13 protein-coding genes are annotated in these 17980 nt (G+C 70.0%); 10 read left to right on the forward strand and 3 right to left on the reverse strand.

Annotated elements, in window-relative coordinates; genetic code table 11:
• Positions 1-144: 144 nt before the first annotated feature.
• Entirely contained in the window at positions 145-645 is a 501-nt protein-coding gene (locus CHC08_RS02470; protein ID WP_089205490.1) for a peptide deformylase, read from the reverse strand.
• 229 nt (positions 646-874) lie between these two features.
• Between CHC08_RS02470 and CHC08_RS02475 the strand changes: the two genes are divergently transcribed.
• The 7 genes from CHC08_RS02475 to CHC08_RS02505 all read left to right on the forward strand — a co-directional run bounded on the left by CHC08_RS02475 (position 875) and on the right by CHC08_RS02505 (position 10932).
• Positions 875-2200 (forward strand): MFS transporter, encoded by a 1326-nt coding sequence (locus CHC08_RS02475; RefSeq protein WP_179281848.1) that lies wholly within the window; start codon positions 875-877, stop codon positions 2198-2200.
• A 119-nt stretch (positions 2201-2319) separates the two neighbouring features.
• Positions 2320-4407, forward strand: a complete 2088-nt coding sequence (locus CHC08_RS02480) for a molybdopterin oxidoreductase family protein (protein WP_089205491.1) — start codon at positions 2320-2322, stop codon at positions 4405-4407.
• Positions 4404-5807 carry an FAD-dependent oxidoreductase gene (locus CHC08_RS02485; RefSeq protein WP_089205492.1) on the forward strand — a complete coding sequence of 468 codons (1404 nt, stop codon included), beginning with the start codon at positions 4404-4406 and terminating at the stop codon, positions 5805-5807. Before CHC08_RS02480 ends, CHC08_RS02485 begins: the two co-directional genes overlap by 4 nt.
• Positions 5808-6025: 218 nt before the next feature.
• Entirely contained in the window at positions 6026-8473 is a 2448-nt protein-coding gene (gene nirB / locus CHC08_RS02490; protein ID WP_089205720.1) for a nitrite reductase large subunit NirB, read from the forward strand.
• 60 nt (positions 8474-8533) lie between these two features.
• Positions 8534-8887, forward strand: a complete 354-nt coding sequence (gene nirD, locus CHC08_RS02495; protein WP_089205493.1) for a nitrite reductase small subunit NirD — start codon at positions 8534-8536, stop codon at positions 8885-8887.
• A gap of 126 nt (positions 8888-9013) precedes the next feature.
• A complete protein-coding gene (locus CHC08_RS02500; RefSeq protein WP_089205494.1) occupies positions 9014-10183 on the forward strand; it encodes a uroporphyrinogen-III synthase in 1170 nt (389 codons plus the stop codon).
• Complete coding sequence (locus CHC08_RS02505; protein WP_089205495.1) at positions 10180-10932, forward strand: sirohydrochlorin chelatase; 753 nt, start codon at positions 10180-10182, stop codon at positions 10930-10932. Before CHC08_RS02500 ends, CHC08_RS02505 begins: the two co-directional genes overlap by 4 nt.
• Here CHC08_RS02505 and CHC08_RS47980 read toward each other — a convergent pair.
• Positions 10836-11456, reverse strand: a complete 621-nt coding sequence (locus tag CHC08_RS47980; RefSeq protein WP_143653087.1) for a hypothetical protein — start codon at positions 11454-11456, stop codon at positions 10836-10838. The genes CHC08_RS02505 and CHC08_RS47980 overlap by 97 nt on opposite strands.
• A gap of 188 nt (positions 11457-11644) precedes the next feature.
• Positions 11645-12499 (reverse strand): PAC2 family protein, encoded by an 855-nt coding sequence (locus tag CHC08_RS02510; RefSeq protein WP_089205496.1) that lies wholly within the window; start codon positions 12497-12499, stop codon positions 11645-11647.
• Between the two features lie 673 nt (positions 12500-13172).
• Here CHC08_RS02510 and metH point away from each other — a divergent pair.
• The 3 genes from metH to CHC08_RS02525 all read left to right on the forward strand — a co-directional run bounded on the left by metH (position 13173) and on the right by CHC08_RS02525 (position 17961).
• Positions 13173-16637, forward strand: coding sequence for a methionine synthase (gene metH, locus CHC08_RS02515; protein ID WP_089205497.1), 3465 nt, complete (start codon positions 13173-13175; stop codon positions 16635-16637).
• Positions 16638-16673: 36 nt separating this feature from the next.
• A complete protein-coding gene (locus tag CHC08_RS02520; RefSeq protein ID WP_089205498.1) occupies positions 16674-17324 on the forward strand; it encodes an HAD family hydrolase in 651 nt (216 codons plus the stop codon).
• Positions 17325-17430: 106 nt separating this feature from the next.
• Complete coding sequence (locus CHC08_RS02525) at positions 17431-17961, forward strand: cellulose synthase (RefSeq protein WP_089205499.1); 531 nt, start codon at positions 17431-17433, stop codon at positions 17959-17961.
• The last annotated feature ends 19 nt before the right edge of the window (positions 17962-17980 follow it).

Consider the following 17980-nt stretch of genomic DNA (forward strand, 5'->3'; position numbering starts at 1 on the left):
GGCACGGGGCTGCGTTGCGGACCCTACCATGCACCCGCGGAAACCTTCCGGAGAAACTGGAATGCCCGCTGTCGGCGGACTTCTCATAAGCACTTGAGATGATAAGGCTTTGCTGAGAACTACGACTGCAACCATGAAAGAGTATCAACGTGACTCCTGATGTGCAAGTCGTGGGATCGAGGCGAGAAAACGTTCTTGCTCGTCCGCCGGGAGATGGTCGATGAAAAGGGTGCCGTCGAGATGGTCGGCCTCGTGCTGGAGGACCCGCGCGAGCATGCCGAGAGCGCGGACGACGACGGGTTTGCCGAACATGTCCCGGCCGCGGGCCGTGACCATGTAAGAACGTTCCAGCGGCCACCACAGATCGGGCGCGGACAGGCAGGCCTCGTCGGCCACGATCTTCCGTTCGGACGGCTCTAGGCGGGGATTGATCAGATGCCCGGACTTGCCGTCCAGTTCGTAGACGACGACCCGCAGCGGGACGCCGAGCTGGGGGGCGGCCAGCCCCGCGCGGCCGACGCCGGCGCGCATGGTGGCCTGCAGGGATTTGACCAGCCCTCGCAGTTCGCGATCGAAGGTGGTCACGGATTCGGCTACGGTGCGTAGCACTGGATCGTTGAACAGTCGGATCGGCTGAACAGCCACGCGCAACTCCCCGAGGCGACGAACGGGCATGGACATGGTTCCCATTGCCGTCTGCCTCAACCGTGACCGGGAGATCTTCCATATTTCCGGGACGTTGCGAGTGCGCGACCTGTGCATTGCGTATTTCCACGGTTAGTCACGTGTAACCGACGCACCATCACAGAACGTGAATGTGCGTAATGTCGTCCTCCTAGATTTCGAGATTGACGCCCCCAAAATCGCAGGAGGAATGATCGTGAAGCGCTGGATCAGCGAGTGGCGGCCCGACGACCCCGGCTTCTGGGAGGAGGGGGGACGGAAGGTCGCCCGGCGCAACCTGATCTTCTCGATCTTCGCCGAACACCTCGGCTTCACGCTCTGGACGGTGTGGAGCATCGTGGCCGTCCAGCTCGGCGCCTACAGGTTCTCCACCGACCAGCTCTTCTGGATCGTCGCCCTGCCCAACCTGATCGGCTCGGCGCTGCGCATCCCCTACACCTTCGCCCCCGCCAGGTTCGGCGGCCGGAACTTCACGGTGGTCAGCGCGCTGCTCCTGCTCGTCCCCGCGGGGCTCCTGGCCGTCGCGGTCAGCGACCCCGGCACGCCCTACTGGGTGTTTCTGGTGATCGCGGCCACCGCGGGGCTGGGCGGCGGCAACTTCGCCTCCAGCATGGCCAACATCACCTACTTCTACCCCCAGGCCAAGCAGGGCTCGGCGCTCGGGCTCAACGCGGCCGGCGGCAACGTCGGTGTCAGCTCCGTCCAGCTCGTCATGCCGTTGATCATCGGCGGGTTCGGCCTGGCCGCCGCCGGGCTGTTCTGGATCCCGTTCATCCTGGCCGCCGCGGTCGGCGCCTACTTCTTCATGGACAACCTGACCTCCGCCAAGGCCAGTCCCAAGGACCAGCTGAAGATCGCCGGGCGAGCCCAGACCTGGATCATGTCGGTCCTGTACATCGGCACCTTCGGCTCCTTCATCGGGTATTCCACCGCGTTCCCCCTGCTGATCAAGAGCCAGTTTCCCGAGCGGGCGTCCCTGGTCACCCTGGCCTTCCTCGGCCCGCTGCTCGGCTCGCTGGTCCGGCCGGTCGGAGGCTGGCTGTCGGACAGGCTGGGCGGGGCACGGGTGACGCTCGTCAACTTCGCCGCCATGGCCGGTGCGGCGGCACTGGTCTGGCAGGGACTGGCCCAGCACGCCTTCGTCCTGTTCTTCTGCGCCTACATGCTCCTGGTCGCCACCACCGGCGTCGGCAACGGCTCCACCTACCGGATGATCCCGGCGATCTTCCGGGCCAGGGCCACCGTGGGGATCGCCCCCGGCACGCCCGCCTACGAGGCCGCGACGGCCGTCGGCAGGCGCGACTCCTCCGCCGCGATCGGGATCATCTCGGCGATCGGCGCCTTCGGCGGCTTTTTCATCAACCGGGGATTCGGCAGTTCCATCGCCGCCACCGGGGGAGCAGGCGCCGCGCTTGCCGCGTTCGCCACCTTCTACGTGGTGTGCGCGGTCGTGACCTGGGCCTGTTATCTGCGGACCGTCGGTCCCGTGCCGAGCCTGGCGGCCGCTCGCGTCTGAAGCCCCAAAGCCTAGCTCACATCCGGCTCATCCCGAATGTGAACACGGTTAGCGGCTTGTAGCACACCGGTAACAGGGGGGACCCAGCTGTGAAACGGCCTGAACGCACCATCGGACCTATGCCGATCTCACTTCCCACCCGGACGCCTGTGAAGGCGGGGACGGCGACGCACTGCCCCTACTGCGCCCTGCAGTGCGGCATGAACGTCACTGTGGACGTCACCGTGGGGAAGACGGTCACGATCACCCCGAGAGAGGACATTCCTGCCAACGCGGGCGGTCTGTGCCAGAAGGGCTGGACCGCCGGTGAGCTGCTGACCAGCGGAGAACGGCTCACCACGCCCCTCCTGTACGGCCGGCCGGTCGGCTGGAACGAGGCACTCGACTTCGTCGCCGACCGGATTCGTGCCGTTCAGGAAGAGCACGGCCCCAACGGCGTGGCCGTGTTCGGCGGCGGCGGGCTCACCAACGAGAAGGCCTACCAGCTCGGCAAGTTCGCCAGGATGGTCCTGAAGACCAGCCAGATCGACTACAACGGCCGGTTCTGCATGTCCTCGGCCGCCGCGGCCACCAACCGCGCCTTCGGCATGGACCGCGGCCTGCCCTTCCCGATCACCGACCTCGCCCGTGCCGACGCGGTCCTGCTCGCGGGCGGCAACGTGGCCGAGACCATGCCGCCGTTCGTCCGCCACCTCACCGCGATGCGCGGGCGGGGCGGCCGGCTCATCGTCATCGACCCGCGGGTCACCGCGACGGCCAGGCAGGCCGACCTTCACCTCCAGCCGACCCCCGGCACCGACCTGGCGCTGGCCCTGGGCCTGCTGCACATCGTGATCACCGAGGGGCACGTGGACGAGGACTACGTGGCCGCCAGGACGAGCGGGTTCGACGCGGTCCGCACCTCGGCCGCCGCCTGGTGGCCCGAGAGGGTGGAGCGGATCACCGGCGTTCCGGTCGCCCAGATGCGCGTCGCCGCCGCGATTCTCGGCGACGCGGACCGGGCGGCGATCCTCACGGGGCGGGGCGCCGAGCAGCACGCCAAGGGCACCGACACGGTGAGCGCGTTCATCAACCTGGCGCTCGCGCTCGGGCTGCCCGGCCGTGAGGGGTCCGGCTACGGCTGCGTCACCGGGCAGGGAAACGGCCAGGGAGGCCGTGAGCACGGCCAGAAGGCCGACCAGCTCCCGGGATACCGGAGGATCGACGATCCGGCCGCACGGGCCCATGTGGCGGCCGTATGGGGCATCGAGCCGGAGGACCTGCCGGGCCCCGGCCGCTCCGCCTACGAACTGCTGGATGCGCTCGGCACCGCCGACGGGCCCAGGGCACTGCTGCTGTTCGGCTCGAACCCGGCGGTCTCCGCGCCCCGGGCAGGGCACATCGCCGAGCGGATCAACTCGCTGGACCTTCTTGTGGTCTCCGACCTCGTCATGTCGGAGACGGCCGCGCTGGCCGACGTCGTGCTGCCCACCACCCAGTGGGCCGAGGAGAGCGGCACGATGACCAACCTGGAGGGCCGTGTGCTGCTCCGCCGCCAAGCGGTCGCTCCGCCGTCAGGGGCGCGGAGCGACCTTGAGATCCTCCGGGGGCTCGCCGTGCGGCTGCGCGGCGCCGAGGGCTTCTCCACCGACCCGCGAGAGGTCTTCGACGAGCTGCGCCGGGCCTCGGCCGGGGGGATCGCCGACTACGCGGGCATCACCTACGAGCGGATCGTCGCCGAGACCGGGGTGTTCTGGCCGTGCCCGGCCGAGGACCACCCCGGCACCCCGCGGCCCTTTCTGGACCGTTTCGCCACCCCCGACGGCCGCGCCAGGTTCGTGTCCGTCGAGCATCGCCCGCCCGAGGAGGACATCGATCACGAGTATCCGCTGTACCTGACGACGGGGAGGGTGCTCGCCCACTACCAGAGCGGCGCGCAGACCCGGCGGATTCCAGCGCTCAACGCGGTGGTCTCGGGTCCCTTCGTCGAGCTCCACCCCGATCTCGCCGAGCGCCTGGAGGTGTCCTCGGGCGAGACGCTGCGCGTGATCAGCCGCCGCGGCGAGACGGAGGGCGTGGCCAGGGTCAACCCGGCGATCCGGCCGGACACGGTGTTCATGCCCTTCCACTGGCCCGGGGTCAACCTGCTCACCAACCCCGCGCTCGATCCGGTGTCGCGGATGCCGGAGTTCAAGGTCTGCGCCGTGAGAGTGGAGCGCGCCGGATGACCCGGCTGGTGGTGGTGGGCAACGGGATGGCCGGCGCCCGCCTGGTGAGCGAGGTCCGCGCCAGGGACAGGCACGTCACGGTGACCGTGTTCGGAGCCGAGACCTGGCAACCCTACAACCGGGTGCTGCTGTCGAACGTGGTGGCGGGGACGATGACGCCGGACCAGGTGCGGCTGCTGGACCCGGCCTGGTACGCCGACCATTCGGTGACGGCCCTGCCGGGCGTCGAGGTGACCTCGATCGACAGGGAGACCCAGGCCGTGATCACCGCCGGGGGCAGGCGGGAGCCGTACGACGTCCTCGTGCTGGCGACCGGCAGCCAGGCCGTGGTGCCGCGGGTGCCCGGGGCGGCCGGGGCCGTCGCGTTCCGGACGCTGGACGACTGCCGGACGATCCTCGAGGCGGCCGGTACGGCACGGCGCGCGGTGGTGGTCGGCGGCGGGCTGCTCGGCATCGAGGCGGCCCGGGGCCTGGCCGGGCGCGGCCTGCCGGTGACACTGCTCCACCTGGCCGGGCACCTGATGAACCGGCAACTGGACGCCGAGGCCGGGCTGGTGCTGGGGGAGACCCTCGCAGGGCTGGGCGTGGAGATCAGGACCGGCGTCGTGGTGGAGGAGATCCTCGACGACGGTGTACGGCTCACCGGAGGCGAGACGGTCGAGGCCGACCTGGTGGTGCTCGCGTGCGGGGTCCGTCCGGTGACCGGGCTGGCCAGGGACGCGGGACTGGAGGTGGCGCGCGGCATCGTCGTCGACGACGAGATGCGGACCGACGACCCGTCCATCTTCGCGATCGGCGAGTGCGCCGAGCACGACGGCACGGTCTACGGCCTGGTCGCCCCCGCCTGGGAGCAGGCCGCGGTGGTCGCCGACATCGTGACCGGGACCGACAAGACCTCCCGCTACCGGGGTTCGCGGATGGTCACCCGGTTGAAGGCCAGGAGCGTGGAGCTGGCGGCGATGGGAGAGACCCACCTGACCGAGGACGACGCCGAGGTCGTGCGGTTCAGCCACCGGGCGGCGGGCACCTACCACAAGCTCGTCATCCGTGACGGTCGCCTGGTCGGCGCCATCCTCCTTGGCGCGACGTCCGCGGTGGGCAATCTCACCCAGCTGTTCGACCGCGGCGGGCCGCTGCCGGGCGACCGGGCGGGGCTGCTGTTTCCGGGCCTTTCCGGCAGCGCGGTCGCCGAGAGCCCGGTCAGGATGCCGGACGCGGCGAAGGTCTGCCAGTGCAACAACGTGACCAAGGGACAGATCCGGGCCTGCTGGGAGTCCGGCGCCCGGGACGTGGAAGCCGTGGCCGCCGCCACCCGGGCCACGACCGGCTGCGGCGGATGCCGCGACGTGGTCGAGGGCGTCGTCGGCTGGCTCTGTGAGCAGGAATGGGTCTCCGCATGACAAATGGTCTTCGCGTGTCGGAGCGGCGAGCTGACGTAGTGAGTGGAGCGTCTCGCGAGGGACGAGCGGGCCGTGGAGCGAATGAGGAGGCGAGTGCGACCGATGTGTCGGAGCGGCGAGCTGACGTAGTGAGTGGAGCGTCTCGCGAGGGACGAGCGGGCCGTGGAGCGAATGAGGAGGCGAGTGCGACCGATGTGACAGCTTCGGAAGGCGTGACCGTGTCGCGGGTTGTCGTGGTGGGGCACGGGCCGACGTCGCACCGGCTGGTCGAGGCGCTGGTCGACAAGGGATTCGACGGGCGGATCACGGTGTTCGGGGAGGAGCCCCGGGCGGCGTACGACCGGGTGGCGCTGACCTCCTACCTGGCAGGAAGGAGCGCCGCGGATCTCACCTACCCCCTCCCGGAGGGGGTCGTGCTGCGGCTCTCCTCCAGGGTCGTCGAGATCGACAGGAAGAACCGGACGGTCGTCACCGCCGACGGCCACGCCGAGCCGTACGACGTGCTGGTGCTGGCCACCGGATCCAGCCCGTTCGTTCCGCCGGTCCCGGGCAGGGACGCGGAGGGCTGCTTCGTCTACCGGACGATCGACGACCTGGACGCGATCAGGGAGGCCTCCGGGCGGGCCACGACCGGCGTTGTCATCGGCGGCGGGCTGCTGGGACTGGAGGCCGCCGACGCGCTGCGCGGGCTTGGCCTGGCGACCCACATCGTGGAGATGGGCGGCTGGCTGATGCCCCGGCAGGTCGACGAGGGCGGCGGCGCCGTCCTGCGCAACCACGTCGAGGCGCTCGGGCTCAGCGTGCACACCGAGGCGGGGGTGAAGGAGATCGTCGCGGGCCCGGACGGGCGGGTCGCGGGCCTGCTCAAGCCGGACGGCCAGACGATCGAGGCACAGGTCGTGGTCTTCTCCGCGGGCATCAGGCCGCGCGACGAGCTGGCCCGGCAGGCCGGGCTGGAGGTCGGCGGGCGCGGCGGGATCGCCGTGGACGACGGAATGCGCACCGGCGATCCGGCGATCTACGCGGTGGGGGAGTGCGCCCTGTACGAAGGCACGGTCTACGGGCTGGTCGGGCCGTGCTTCACGATGGCCGAGGTCGCCGCCGACCGCATCCTCGGCGGCGAGGCGGTCTTCACCCGGGCCGACATGTCCACCAAGCTCAAACTGCTCGGCGTGGAGGTCGCCCAGTTCGGCGCCATGGACGGCGCGCTGAATGTGACCTTCATGGATCCGGTGAGCGGGGTCTACCAGAAGTTGTTCGTCAGCGACGACGCCCGCACCCTGCTCGGGGGGATCTGCGTCGGCGACGCCACGCCGTACAACACCCTCAAGCCCTTCGTCGGCCGGGACCTGCCCGGCGCGCCGGGCGAGCTGCTGTTCACCGGCGGCCCGGCGAGCATGGACCTACCCGACGACGCCCAGGTCTGCTCCTGCAACAACGTCACCAAGGGCCAGGTGTGCGCGGCCATCGCCGGCAACGGCCTCACCGACGTGGCCGGGATCAAGGACTGCACGCGTGCCGGGACCACCTGCGGCAGCTGCCTCCCGATGCTCAAGCAGATCCTGGTCAAGGCGGGCGTCGAGGTCTCCAAGTCGTTGTGCGAGCACTTCGCGCACAGCAGGGCCGAGCTGTTCGACATCGCCTCGGTGCGGGGCATCACGACGTTCTCCCAGCTCATCGCCGAGCACGGCACCGGGCGTGGCTGCGATGTGTGCAAGCCCGTCGTCGCCTCGATCCTCGCCTCGCTCGGCAACGGGCACATCCTCGACGGCGAGCAGGCCACCCTGCAGGACACCAACGACCACTTCCTGGCCAACATCCAGCGCAACGGCACCTACTCGGTGGTGCCGCGCATCCCCGGCGGGGAGATCACCCCCGACAAGCTGATCGTGATCGGCGAGGTGGCTCGCGACTTCGGCCTCTACACCAAGATCACAGGCGGGCAGCGGATCGACCTGTTCGGGGCCCGCGTGGAGCAGCTCCCGCTGATCTGGAGGCGCCTGGTGGACGCCGGGTTCGAGTCCGGCCACGCGTACGGCAAGGCGTTGCGGACGGTCAAGTCCTGCGTGGGCTCCACCTGGTGCCGGTATGGCGTGCAGGACGCCGTGGGCCTGGCCATCGACCTGGAGCTGCGTTACCGGGGGCTGCGCTCGCCGCACAAGCTGAAGTCGGCCGTCTCCGGGTGCGCCCGTGAGTGCGCCGAGGCCCGGAGCAAGGACTTCGGCATCATCGCCACCGAGCAGGGCTGGAACCTCTATGTGGGCGGCAACGGCGGGTTCACCCCGCGGCACGCCGACCTGTTCGCCGCCGACCTGAGCACCGCCGAGCTGATCCGGACCATCGACCGGTTCCTGATGTTCTACATCCGCACGGCGGACCGGCTGCAGCGGACCTCGGTCTGGCTGGAGAACCAGGGCCTCGCCTATGTCAAGGAGGTCATCCTGGAGGACTCCCTCGGGATCTGCGCCGACCTGGACGCCCAGATGGAACGGCACGTCGCCACCTACGCCGACGAGTGGGGCGCGATCCTCGAGGATCCGGAGAAGCTGAGGCGTTTTGTCTCCTTCGTCAACGCTCCGGGAACCCCTGACCCCTCCATCGCCTTCGAGACCGAACGTGACCAGGTCAAGCCGGTCCTGATCCCTCTGGAGGTGGTCCGTTCCTGATTTCCCTCCGTGACCTCAGATCGCGATCGATGACAGACGAAGGAGAGAGGACTTTTTCCGATGACCATCCTGCGTGAAGACGTGGAGACGACCTACTGGACCCCGGTCTGCTCCTACACCGACCTGCTCCCCGAGCGCGGCGCCTGCGCACTCGTCGACGACCACCAGATCGCGCTGTTCCGGACCTTCGACGGTGAACTGTTCGCCGTCGGCAACCGGGATCCGTTCAGCGGCGCCCAGGTGCTCTCCAGGGGGATCGTGGGCACCAGGGCGGGCGAGCCCAGCGTCGCCTCTCCCATGCACAAGCAGGTGTTCTCGCTCGTCACCGGGAGGTGCATGGACGACCCGGCGATGGCCGTACCGACCTATCCGATTCGCATCCTCGACGGCACCGTAGAGGTGGGCGTGAGATGAGTTGTCCGCGGAGTGAACGAGGAGTGGTGAGCGACAAATGAATGCGGAGCGAGCCCGACGCAGTGAGCGCAGTGGCCGGCGAGGGACGAGTTGTCCGCGGAGTGAGCGAGGAGTGGTGAGCGACAAATGAATACTGCCGTGCTGGACAGCCCCGTGGGGTCCCCGGAGACCGCCCCCGACGCGTTGGCCGGGTTCACGATCGGGGTCACCGCCACCCGGCGGCGTGAGGAGTTCTGCGCGCTGCTGGAACGCCGGGGCGCGAGAGTGGTGCGTGCCCCGGCGATCCGGCTGGTGCCACTGGCCGAGGACGCCGAGCTGCTGGCCGCGACCCGTGCCAGCCTGTCGGCCCCGATCGACGACGTGGTCGTCACCACGGGGGTCGGGTTCCGGGGCTGGATGGCCGCGGCCGAGGGCTGGGGGCTGTCGGTCGACCTCACGGCGCACCTGACCGACGCCAGGCTGCTGACCCGCGGGCCCAAGGCGCGCGGCGCGGTCAGGGCCGCGGGGCTGAACGATCACTGGACGCCCTCCACCGAGTCGTGCGAGGAGGTCAAGCAGCATCTGCTCGCCCAGGACCTGCGGGGCCGCCGCATCGCCGTACAACTGCACGGTGAGCCGCTTACCGGCTTCGTGGCCGAGCTGCGTGAGGCGGGGGCCGAGGTCATCGAGGTACCGGTCTACCGCTGGCTTCCCTACCGCGACACGTCGCCGCTGCGCCGCCTGATCAGCCAGGCGATCTCCGGAGGGGTGGACGCGGTCGCCTTCACCAGCGCCCCGGCCGTGCTGGCCATGCTCAACGCGGCCCGCGCCGACGGCCTGGAGGACGCGCTGATCGCGGCCTTCGCCGGGCCGGTCGTCGCGGCCTGCGTGGGACCCGTCACGGCGGGCCCCCTGGAGGCTCGCGGGGTGCCCACCGTGCTGCCCGACCGTGCCCGCCTGGGCGCGCTGGCCCGCACACTCGCCCGGCATCTGCCCGAGCACAGCGTCACCCGTCTGGTCGCGGGCGGCCACCAGCTGGAGATCCGCGGTCACGCCGTCGCCGTGGACGACGAGCTCAAGCCGCTGCCGCCGGCCCCGATGGCGGTGCTCAAGCGCCTGGCCGACAAGCCCGGCCACGTGGTGGCCCGTTCCGAGCTGCGGACCGTGCTGCCCGGCGGCGCGTCGCGCGACTCCGCGGAACACGCCGTCGAGATGGCCATCACCCGCCTGCGCCGCGCCCTGGGCCCCTCCGGCATCGTCGAGACGGTCGTCAAGCGCGGCTACCGCCTGGCCTGCGACCGCGGCGAGGTCATGTGACGACGCTGGTCCTGGCCGGGCACGGGACCCGCAGCGAGCGAGGGGAGGAGACACTCGCCAGGCTGCGGGACCTCATCCGGCGGACGCGTCCGGGAACCCGCGTGGAGCAGGCGTTCCTGGAGATCAGCTCACCGTTGCTGGCCGACGTGCTGCCCGGTCTGCCCGGCCCGGTGGTCGTGGTCCCGCTGCTGCTGGCGGGCGGGTACCACGTCCACATCGACCTGCCCTCGGTGGTGGCGGCGACCAGGCCGGACGCGGTGGTGGCGGCCCCGCTCGGACCGCACCCGCTGCTCGCCGCCATCCTGGCGAGGAGACTCGCGGGCGCCGGGCTGAGGGTCGCCGACTCGGTGATCCTGGGCGCGGCGGGATCGTCCGACCCGGCCGCGCGGGCCGACGTGCGGGCGGCGGCCCGGCTGCTGGCGGTACGGCTCTCGCGCCCGGTCACGGCGGCCTTCGCCGCGACGGGGACGCCCTCGGTCGGGGAGGCTCTGGAGCGGCTGCGGTCCGGCCCCTCGCCGCGGATCGCCATGGCGTCGTACCTGCTGGCCCCCGGGTTCTTCCAGGACCGTCTGGAGTCGTCCGGCGCCGACCTGGTCGGCGCCCCCCTGGGGGTGGACGCCGACCTGGCCGCGCTGGTGTGGACCCGATTCGATCAGGCCCGCTGGGACTCCAGCCTCAGCTCCCGGACGATCTCCTCGGCGCTGTCGTCCCGGGAGGGGACGAAGTCGACGCCCACGAACATCTCGTAGTAGGCGTGGCGGAAGCACCCGGCCAGCAGCAGCCGGGCGCTGGCGAGCGGGTCCACCTCCGGTGAGATCCGGCCCGCCCGCTGCTCGGCGGCCAGATAGTCCGTCAGGGGGACGACCTCCGACATCGGGCCGAGCTCGGTGTCACGCATCGCCTCACGGAAGCGGACGGTGACCGTGGGGGAGGTGAAGGCGGGCAGCGCCGCCGACTGGACCTCGGAGTAGTAGTCGATGCCCGCCCGTGCGATGGGCAGCAGGTTGTCGCTGACCTTTCCCTTGCCGACGAGGTACATCAGATCGTCGAGAATGCGGAGCCAGACCGGGAGACGGTCCTGGAGCAGGGCGAGGAACATGTCGACCGCCTGCCCGGGGGTGTTGTCTCTCAGGCGTGGATATGAGGGTGCGTGCTCGGGGTCCTCACGCTTCATGAATACGGCCATCTCAAGGACGCGGCGTCGCGTTTCCTGTGCTTTCTGGTGCGGGTCGAGATGTGGAGTCGCCATGGTCGCCCTAACGTGCGCAGTCACATGGACAATGTGTGGCATGGTGATGCGGCCGTTCACCGATGTTTACAGAGCCGTGTTTCTCCTGGTTGTGGAATCGTTGCAGGCTGGTCATCCAACTTCGGTGTAGCCCCAGACGAACCGGGTGGGCCGATTATTGCCTGGTACCCGTGCGAAAAGCAGGGGCTAACGGTAACTATGTGCTGTGGGTTTCAGCTGTCAGCGTCACGATCACGACGGCGGAGATAGCGCTCGAACTCCGCGGCGATGGCGTCGCCGCTCGCCTCGGGCAGCTCGGCGGCGTCCTTCCGCTCCTCCAGCTCCTTGACGTATTCCGCCACTTCGCTGTCCTGCGAGGCCAGCTCGTCCACGCCGTGCTCCCAGGCCCTGGACTCCTCGGCCAGCTCGCCCAGCGGCATCGGGATGTCGAGGAGGTCTTCCATCCGGCTCAGCAGCGCCATGGTGGCCTTGGGATTGGGCGGCTGGGCCACGTAGTGCGGGACCGACGCCCACAGCGACACCGCGTGCATCCCGGCGGCTCCGAGGGCGTGCTGGAGCACGCCGACGATGCCGGTCGGCCCCTCGTAGCGGGTCAGCTCCAGGTTGATCGCCCGGGCCATGCCCTCGTCGGTCGCCGAACCCACGATCGGCACCGGGCGGGTGTGCGGGGAGTCGTTGAGCAGCGCGCCCAGCAGGACCGCCAGCTCCACTCCCAGCTCCCGGCAGACCACGACGATCTCCTCGCAGAACGCGCGCCACCGCATGTTGGGCTCGATGCCGCGCAGCAGTACGACGTCGCGGTCGATGCCCGGCGGCCGGGCCACCGACAGCTTGGTGGTCGGCCAGGTGATGGACCTGGTCAGACCCTCGCCCATCTCGACGATGGGGCGCGTCACCTGGAAGTCGTAGTATTCCTCCGGGTCAAGGGAGACCAGCGGGGTGGCCTTCCACTCGTCCTCGAGATGCGCGATCACTCCGCTCGAGGCCTCGCCCGCGTCGTTCCACCCCTCGAACGCGGCGATCAGCACCGGGTCGACGAGCTCGGGTAGACCTTCGATTTCGATCACGCGCCGCCTCCTCTTTGCCTCGCCGTCCTATTCGGCTAAGCCTATGCGGTGAGGGGGGCTCCACGTCACCTTCCCGAGGCGGTACGAACGATCAGCACGTCGCGGACCGCGCGCCGGGAGACGGGCGAGAGGCCGAGCGCGCCGAACGAGGCGTAAAGAGCCCAATAGGCCTGAGGAGGCGGCGATGGAGCCGCCGGCGGCGACGACGAACGGCGCGGTACACGGAGCGGGCCCGGCGCGTCGGGCGCGATGGCCGGTGGGGCGGGAGTGGCCTGTGCGGCGGATGAGAAGCGGTGGGATGCCGATGGGACGGAGCGGGCCCGGTCATTGACGAGCGGGGCGGGAGTGGCCCGTGCGGCGGACGAGAAGCGGTGGGATGCCGATGGGACGGAGCGGGCCCGGCCGTTGACGAGCGGGGCGGGAGTGGCCTGTGCGGCGGACGAGAAGCGGCGAGACGGCGATGGAATGGAGCGGGTCGGGCATCGGTCCGTGAGGTGGGAGTGGCCCGGGCGGCCGACGGGGAGGGAGCGGGTCCGGCGTGGTGAGCGCGGTGGCGGGCGCCCGATGACGTTGGCGTCGGGCCTCTCACGAAGGTGGGCGGGCCTGCCGGACAGGCCGTCCGATCGCGACCTTGGAGAATAACGTTTGAACTGTTCCCAGTAGGCTTGGGCCCATGACAAGCACTCCGTCTTTCCGTGATGTCCTGGCCGAGCGCGTGATGGTCGCCGACGGGGCCATGGGGACGATGCTGCAGGCCCATGACGTCACCATGGATGACTTCGAGGACCACGAGGGCTGTAACGAGGTTCTCAACGTCACGCGCCCCGACATCGTCCGCGCCGTGCACGACGCCTACTTCGAGGTCGGCGTCGACTGCGTGGAGACCAATACCTTCGGCGCCAACCTCGCGGCCCTGGGGGAGTACGACATCTCCGAGCGGGTCTTCGAATACTCCGAGGCCGGAGCCCGGGTCGCCAGGGAGTCCGCCGACCACTGGGCCACCCCGGACCGGCCGCGTTTTGTGCTCGGCTCCATCGGGCCGGGCACCAAGCTGCCCACGCTGGGGCACAAGCCGTACCAGACGCTGCGCGACTCCTACTACGACAACGCGGCCGGCCTGATCGCCGGAGGCGCCGACGCGTTGATCATCGAGACCTCGCAGGACCTGCTCCAGGTCAAGGCCGCGGTGATCGGCTCCAAGCGGGCCATCGCCGACGCCGGCCGGGACGTGCCGATCATCGCGCAGGTGACCATCGAGACCAACGGCGCGATGCTGCTGGGTTCGGAGATCGGCGCGGCGCTGACCGCGATCGAGCCGCTCGGCGTCGACGTGATCGGTCTCAACTGCGCGACCGGCCCCGCCGAGATGAGCGAGCACCTCCGCTACCTGGCCCGGCACGCGCGGACGCGGCTGTCGTGCATGCCCAACGCGGGGCTTCCGGTGCTGACCTCCGACGGCGCCTACTACCCGCTCAGCCCCCAGGAGCTGGCCTCCGCCCATGAGACCTTCGCCCGCGACTACGGGCTGTCGCTGGTCGGCGGGTGCTGCGGCACCACGCCCGAGCACCTGCGCCAGGTGGTGGAGCGGGTGCGCGGCCAGGAGGTCGTGGCGCGCCGCCCGCGGCCCGAGGCTGCCGCGGCCTCGCTCTACCAGAGCGTCCCCTTCCGCCAGGACACCTCCTACCTGGCCATCGGCGAGCGCACCAACGCCAACGGTTCCAAGGCGTTCCGCGAGGTGATGCTGGCGCAGAACTGGGAGGAGTGCGTGGAGATCGCGCGGGCCCAGGCCCGCGACGGCGCTCACATGCTCGACCTGTGCATCGACTACGTCGGGCGCGACGGGGTGGCCGACATGAAGGAGCTGGCGTTCCGCTTCGCCACCGCCTCCACGCTGCCGATCGTGCTGGACTCCACCGAGCCCCCCGTCCTGGAGGCGGGCCTGCAGATGCTCGGCGGCCGCGCGGTGGTCAACTCGGTCAACTACGAGGACGGCGCCGGCCCCGACTCGCGCTTCCACAAGATCATGACGCTGGTGCGCGAGTACGGCGCGGCCGTGATCGCGCTGACCATCGACGAGGAGGGCCAGGCCCGTACGGCCGACTGGAAGGTCCGGGTGGCCAGCCGGCTGATCGAGGACCTGCGGGACAACTGGGGCATGCACGTCGAGGACATCCTCGTCGACACCCTCACCTTCCCGATCGCCACCGGCCAGGAGGAGACCCGCCGCGACGGCCTGGAGACGATCGAGGCGATCGCCGAGCTCAAGCGGCGCTATCCGGGCGTGCAGACGGTGCTGGGACTGTCCAACATCTCCTTCGGCCTCAACCCGGCCGCCCGCATCGTGCTCAACAGCGTGTTCCTGAACGAATGCGTCAACGCGGGCCTGGACGCGGCCATCGTGCACGCCTCCAAGATCCTGCCGATGGCGCGCATCCCCGAGGAGCAGCGCCAGGTCGCCCTGGACATGGTCTACGACCGGCGGCGCGAGGGCTACGACCCGCTGCAGCGCTTCATGGAGCTGTACGACGGCGTGGACGCCGCCTCGGTCAAGGCCGACCGGGCCGCGGAGCTGCTCGGCCTGCCCCTGTGGGAGCGGCTCAAGCGCCGCATCGTGGACGGCGAGCGCAAGGGGCTGGAGGCCGACCTCGAGGAGGCGCTGGCGCAGCGTCCGGCTCTGGAGATCGTCAACGACGTGCTGCTCGACGGCATGAAGACGGTCGGAGAGCTGTTCGGTTCCGGGCAGATGCAGCTGCCGTTCGTGCTGCAGTCGGCCGAGGTGATGAAGACCTCGGTGGCCTATCTGGAGCCGCACATGGACCGCGTCGAGGGAGAGATCAAGGGCCGCATCGTGCTGGCCACGGTCAAGGGCGATGTGCACGACATCGGCAAGAACCTGGTCGACATCATCCTGTCCAACAACGGCTACGAGGTGGTCAACCTCGGGATCAAGCAGCCGGTGTCGGTCATCCTGGACGCGGCCGAGGAGAAGCAGGCCGATGTGATCGGCATGTCCGGGCTGCTGGTGAAGTCCACCGTGATCATGAAGGAGAACCTGCAGGAGATGAACTCCCGCAACATCTCCGACAAGTTCCCGGTGCTGCTCGGCGGCGCCGCGCTGACCCGCGCCTACGTCGAGCAGGATCTGGCGGAGATCTTCCAGGGGGAGGTCCGCTACGCCCGCGACGCCTTCGAGGGACTGCGCCTGATGGACGCCTTCATGGCGGTCAAGCGCGGCGAGGAGGGCGCGAGCCTTCCTCCGCTGCGCGAGCGCCGGGTCAAGGTCGGCGCGACGCTGGTCAGGACTCCGGAGGAGGAGCTGCCCGCCCGCTCCGACGTCGCCGCGGACAACCCCATCCCGAAGGCCCCCTTCCTGGGGGAGCGCGTCATCAAGGGTGTCTCGCTCGCCGAATACTCCGCGTTCCTGGACGAGCGGGCGACGTTCATGGGCCAGTGGGGTCTCAAGGCCGCGCGCGGGGGCGAGGGGCCCTCCTACGAGGAGCTGGTCGAGACCGAGGGCCGGCCGCGCCTGCGGATGTGGCTGGAGCGGATGCAGACCGAGGGACTGCTGGAGGCGGCGGTCGTCTACGGCTACTTCCCGTGCGTCAGCGACGGCGACTCGCTGATCATCCTGGACGACGCGGGCAACGAGCGGACCCGGTTCACCTTCCCGCGCCAGCGCCGCGACCGGCACCTGTGCCTGTCCGACTTCTTCCGCTCCAAGGACTCCGGCGAGGTCGACGTGGTCGCCTTCCAGGTCGCCACGATGGGCAACAAGGTCTCCGAGGCCGCCGCCGAGCTGTTCGCCAAGGACGCCTACCGCGACTATCTGGAGCTGCACGGCCTGTCGGTCCAGCTCACCGAGGCGCTGGCCGAATACTGGCACGCACGCGTCCGCGGCGAGCTCGGCATCGGCGGCGAGGAGTCGCTGGAGGACATGTTGAAGGTCAACATCGCCGGCTGCCGCTACTCCTTCGGCTACCCCGCCTGCCCCAACCTGGAGGACCAGGTCCAGCTGATGGAGCTGATCGATCCGGGCCGGATCGGCGTGGAGCTGTCGGAGGAGTTCCAGCTCCACCCCGAGCAGTCGACATCCGCACTGATCGTTCACCACCCCGAAGCCAGCTACTTCAACGTCTGACGTCCACGTCCGCACGACCAGAGGGGTTTCGGGGAAATGGACGCTGTCCTTTTCGACATGGACGGGCTTCTCGTGGACAGCGAGAAGATCTGGTTTCAGGTCGAGACCGAGGTGATGGAACGGCTCGGCGGCGACTGGGGGCCCGACGACCAGGAGCAGCTGGTGGGCGGATCCATGGCCGTCACCGTCGCCTACATGCTCAAGGTCTCCGGCGGGGGCGCCGAGCCCGCTGAGGTGGAGGCCTGGATGCTGGAGGGCATGGTCGAGCGGCTTGCCGGCGGCGTGGAGATGATGCCCGGCGCCGCCGAGCTGCTGGAGGAGGTACGGCAGGCGGGCCTGGCCACCGCCCTGGTCACCTCCTCGACCCGGCCGATCGCCGAAGCCTGCCTGGAGAGCATCGGCAGGCACAACTTCGACCAGGTGGTGACCGGCGACGAGGTGGCGAGGACCAAGCCCGATCCGGAGCCGTACCTCACGGCCGCCCGGCTGCTGGGCGTCCGGGCCACCCACTGCGTCGCGCTGGAGGACTCCCCGAACGGGGTGACCTCGGCCACCGCCGCGGGCTGCCGGGTGGTGGCGGTGCCGAGCGTGCTGCCGATTCCCGCCGCACCGGGCCGTCTCGTCGTGGGTTCCCTGCGCGAGGTCGACGTCGCGGTCCTGCGGGCGCTCTCCCGTGGCGAGCGGTGATCGGGGTTGTGACCCTTAGGGGATGATCCCTCCTTAGGGAGGAGGATCTAGCTCGATTCGGCGTGCCAGGATGGATGAGGTAAGCCGATACGAGGGACGGTCCGCTATGTCGTTCAGCCAGATCGCATGGTTGCCGCTCTGTGCCGGGGTCACCGGTGTGGGGCTGGTACTGAGTTTCCTGTTACTGCGCCGCCGGGGGGCCGCGGCGGGGCTGCGCGGCGCGGCCTGGTCGCTGCTGCCGCTCGCGGCCTACCTGACCGGTGCGCTGCCCACCGTCTGGCAGATCGGCACGGCGATCGCCGGCTTCTTCACGGGCCTGGCGTTTAACCCCGCCGTGTGGGCCGGAGTGGCCGTGACCGGCCTGTCCGTGGTGCTCTTCCTGGTCTCCGGGGTGCTGCGCGGCCGCCGCAGAGCCGCCGCCGCACCCGCCGCCTCGGAAACGCCGGCGGCGAGCCCCTCGGCGGGGCGGGGCAAGCCTCTGGCGCCGGGTGGGCCCGTACGGCAGCCGGAGCAGCAGCGCAAGGCGGCTCCCGCCGTCAAACCGGCCGCGAAGCCGGCCGCCAAGCCCGCGAAGCCCGCCGCCGAAGATGACTTCTCCGACATCGAGGACATTCTCAAGCGTCACGGCATCGGATGACCCCACATGTCATAGATTT

Source organism: Streptosporangium subroseum, assembly GCF_900188345.1.
GTDB lineage: Bacteria > Actinomycetota > Actinomycetes > Streptosporangiales > Streptosporangiaceae > Streptosporangium > Streptosporangium subroseum.

Bases quoted from the DNA above. Each gene is read 5' to 3' on its own strand.
- CHC08_RS02480 (WP_089205491.1), top strand. From the start codon at position 2,320: ATGCCGATCTCACTTCCCACCCGGACGCCTGTGAAGGCGGGGACGGCG.
- CHC08_RS02520 (WP_089205498.1), top strand. From the start codon at position 16,674: ATGGACGCTGTCCTTTTCGACATGGACGGGCTTCTCGTGGACAGCGAG.
- metH (WP_089205497.1), top strand. From the start codon at position 13,173: ATGACAAGCACTCCGTCTTTCCGTGATGTCCTGGCCGAGCGCGTGATG.
- nirD (WP_089205493.1), top strand. From the start codon at position 8,534: ATGACCATCCTGCGTGAAGACGTGGAGACGACCTACTGGACCCCGGTC.
- CHC08_RS02500 (WP_089205494.1), top strand. From the start codon at position 9,014: ATGAATACTGCCGTGCTGGACAGCCCCGTGGGGTCCCCGGAGACCGCC.
- CHC08_RS02485 (WP_089205492.1), top strand. From the start codon at position 4,404: ATGACCCGGCTGGTGGTGGTGGGCAACGGGATGGCCGGCGCCCGCCTG.
- CHC08_RS02475 (WP_179281848.1), top strand. From the start codon at position 875: ATGATCGTGAAGCGCTGGATCAGCGAGTGGCGGCCCGACGACCCCGGC.
- CHC08_RS02525 (WP_089205499.1), top strand. From the start codon at position 17,431: ATGTCGTTCAGCCAGATCGCATGGTTGCCGCTCTGTGCCGGGGTCACC.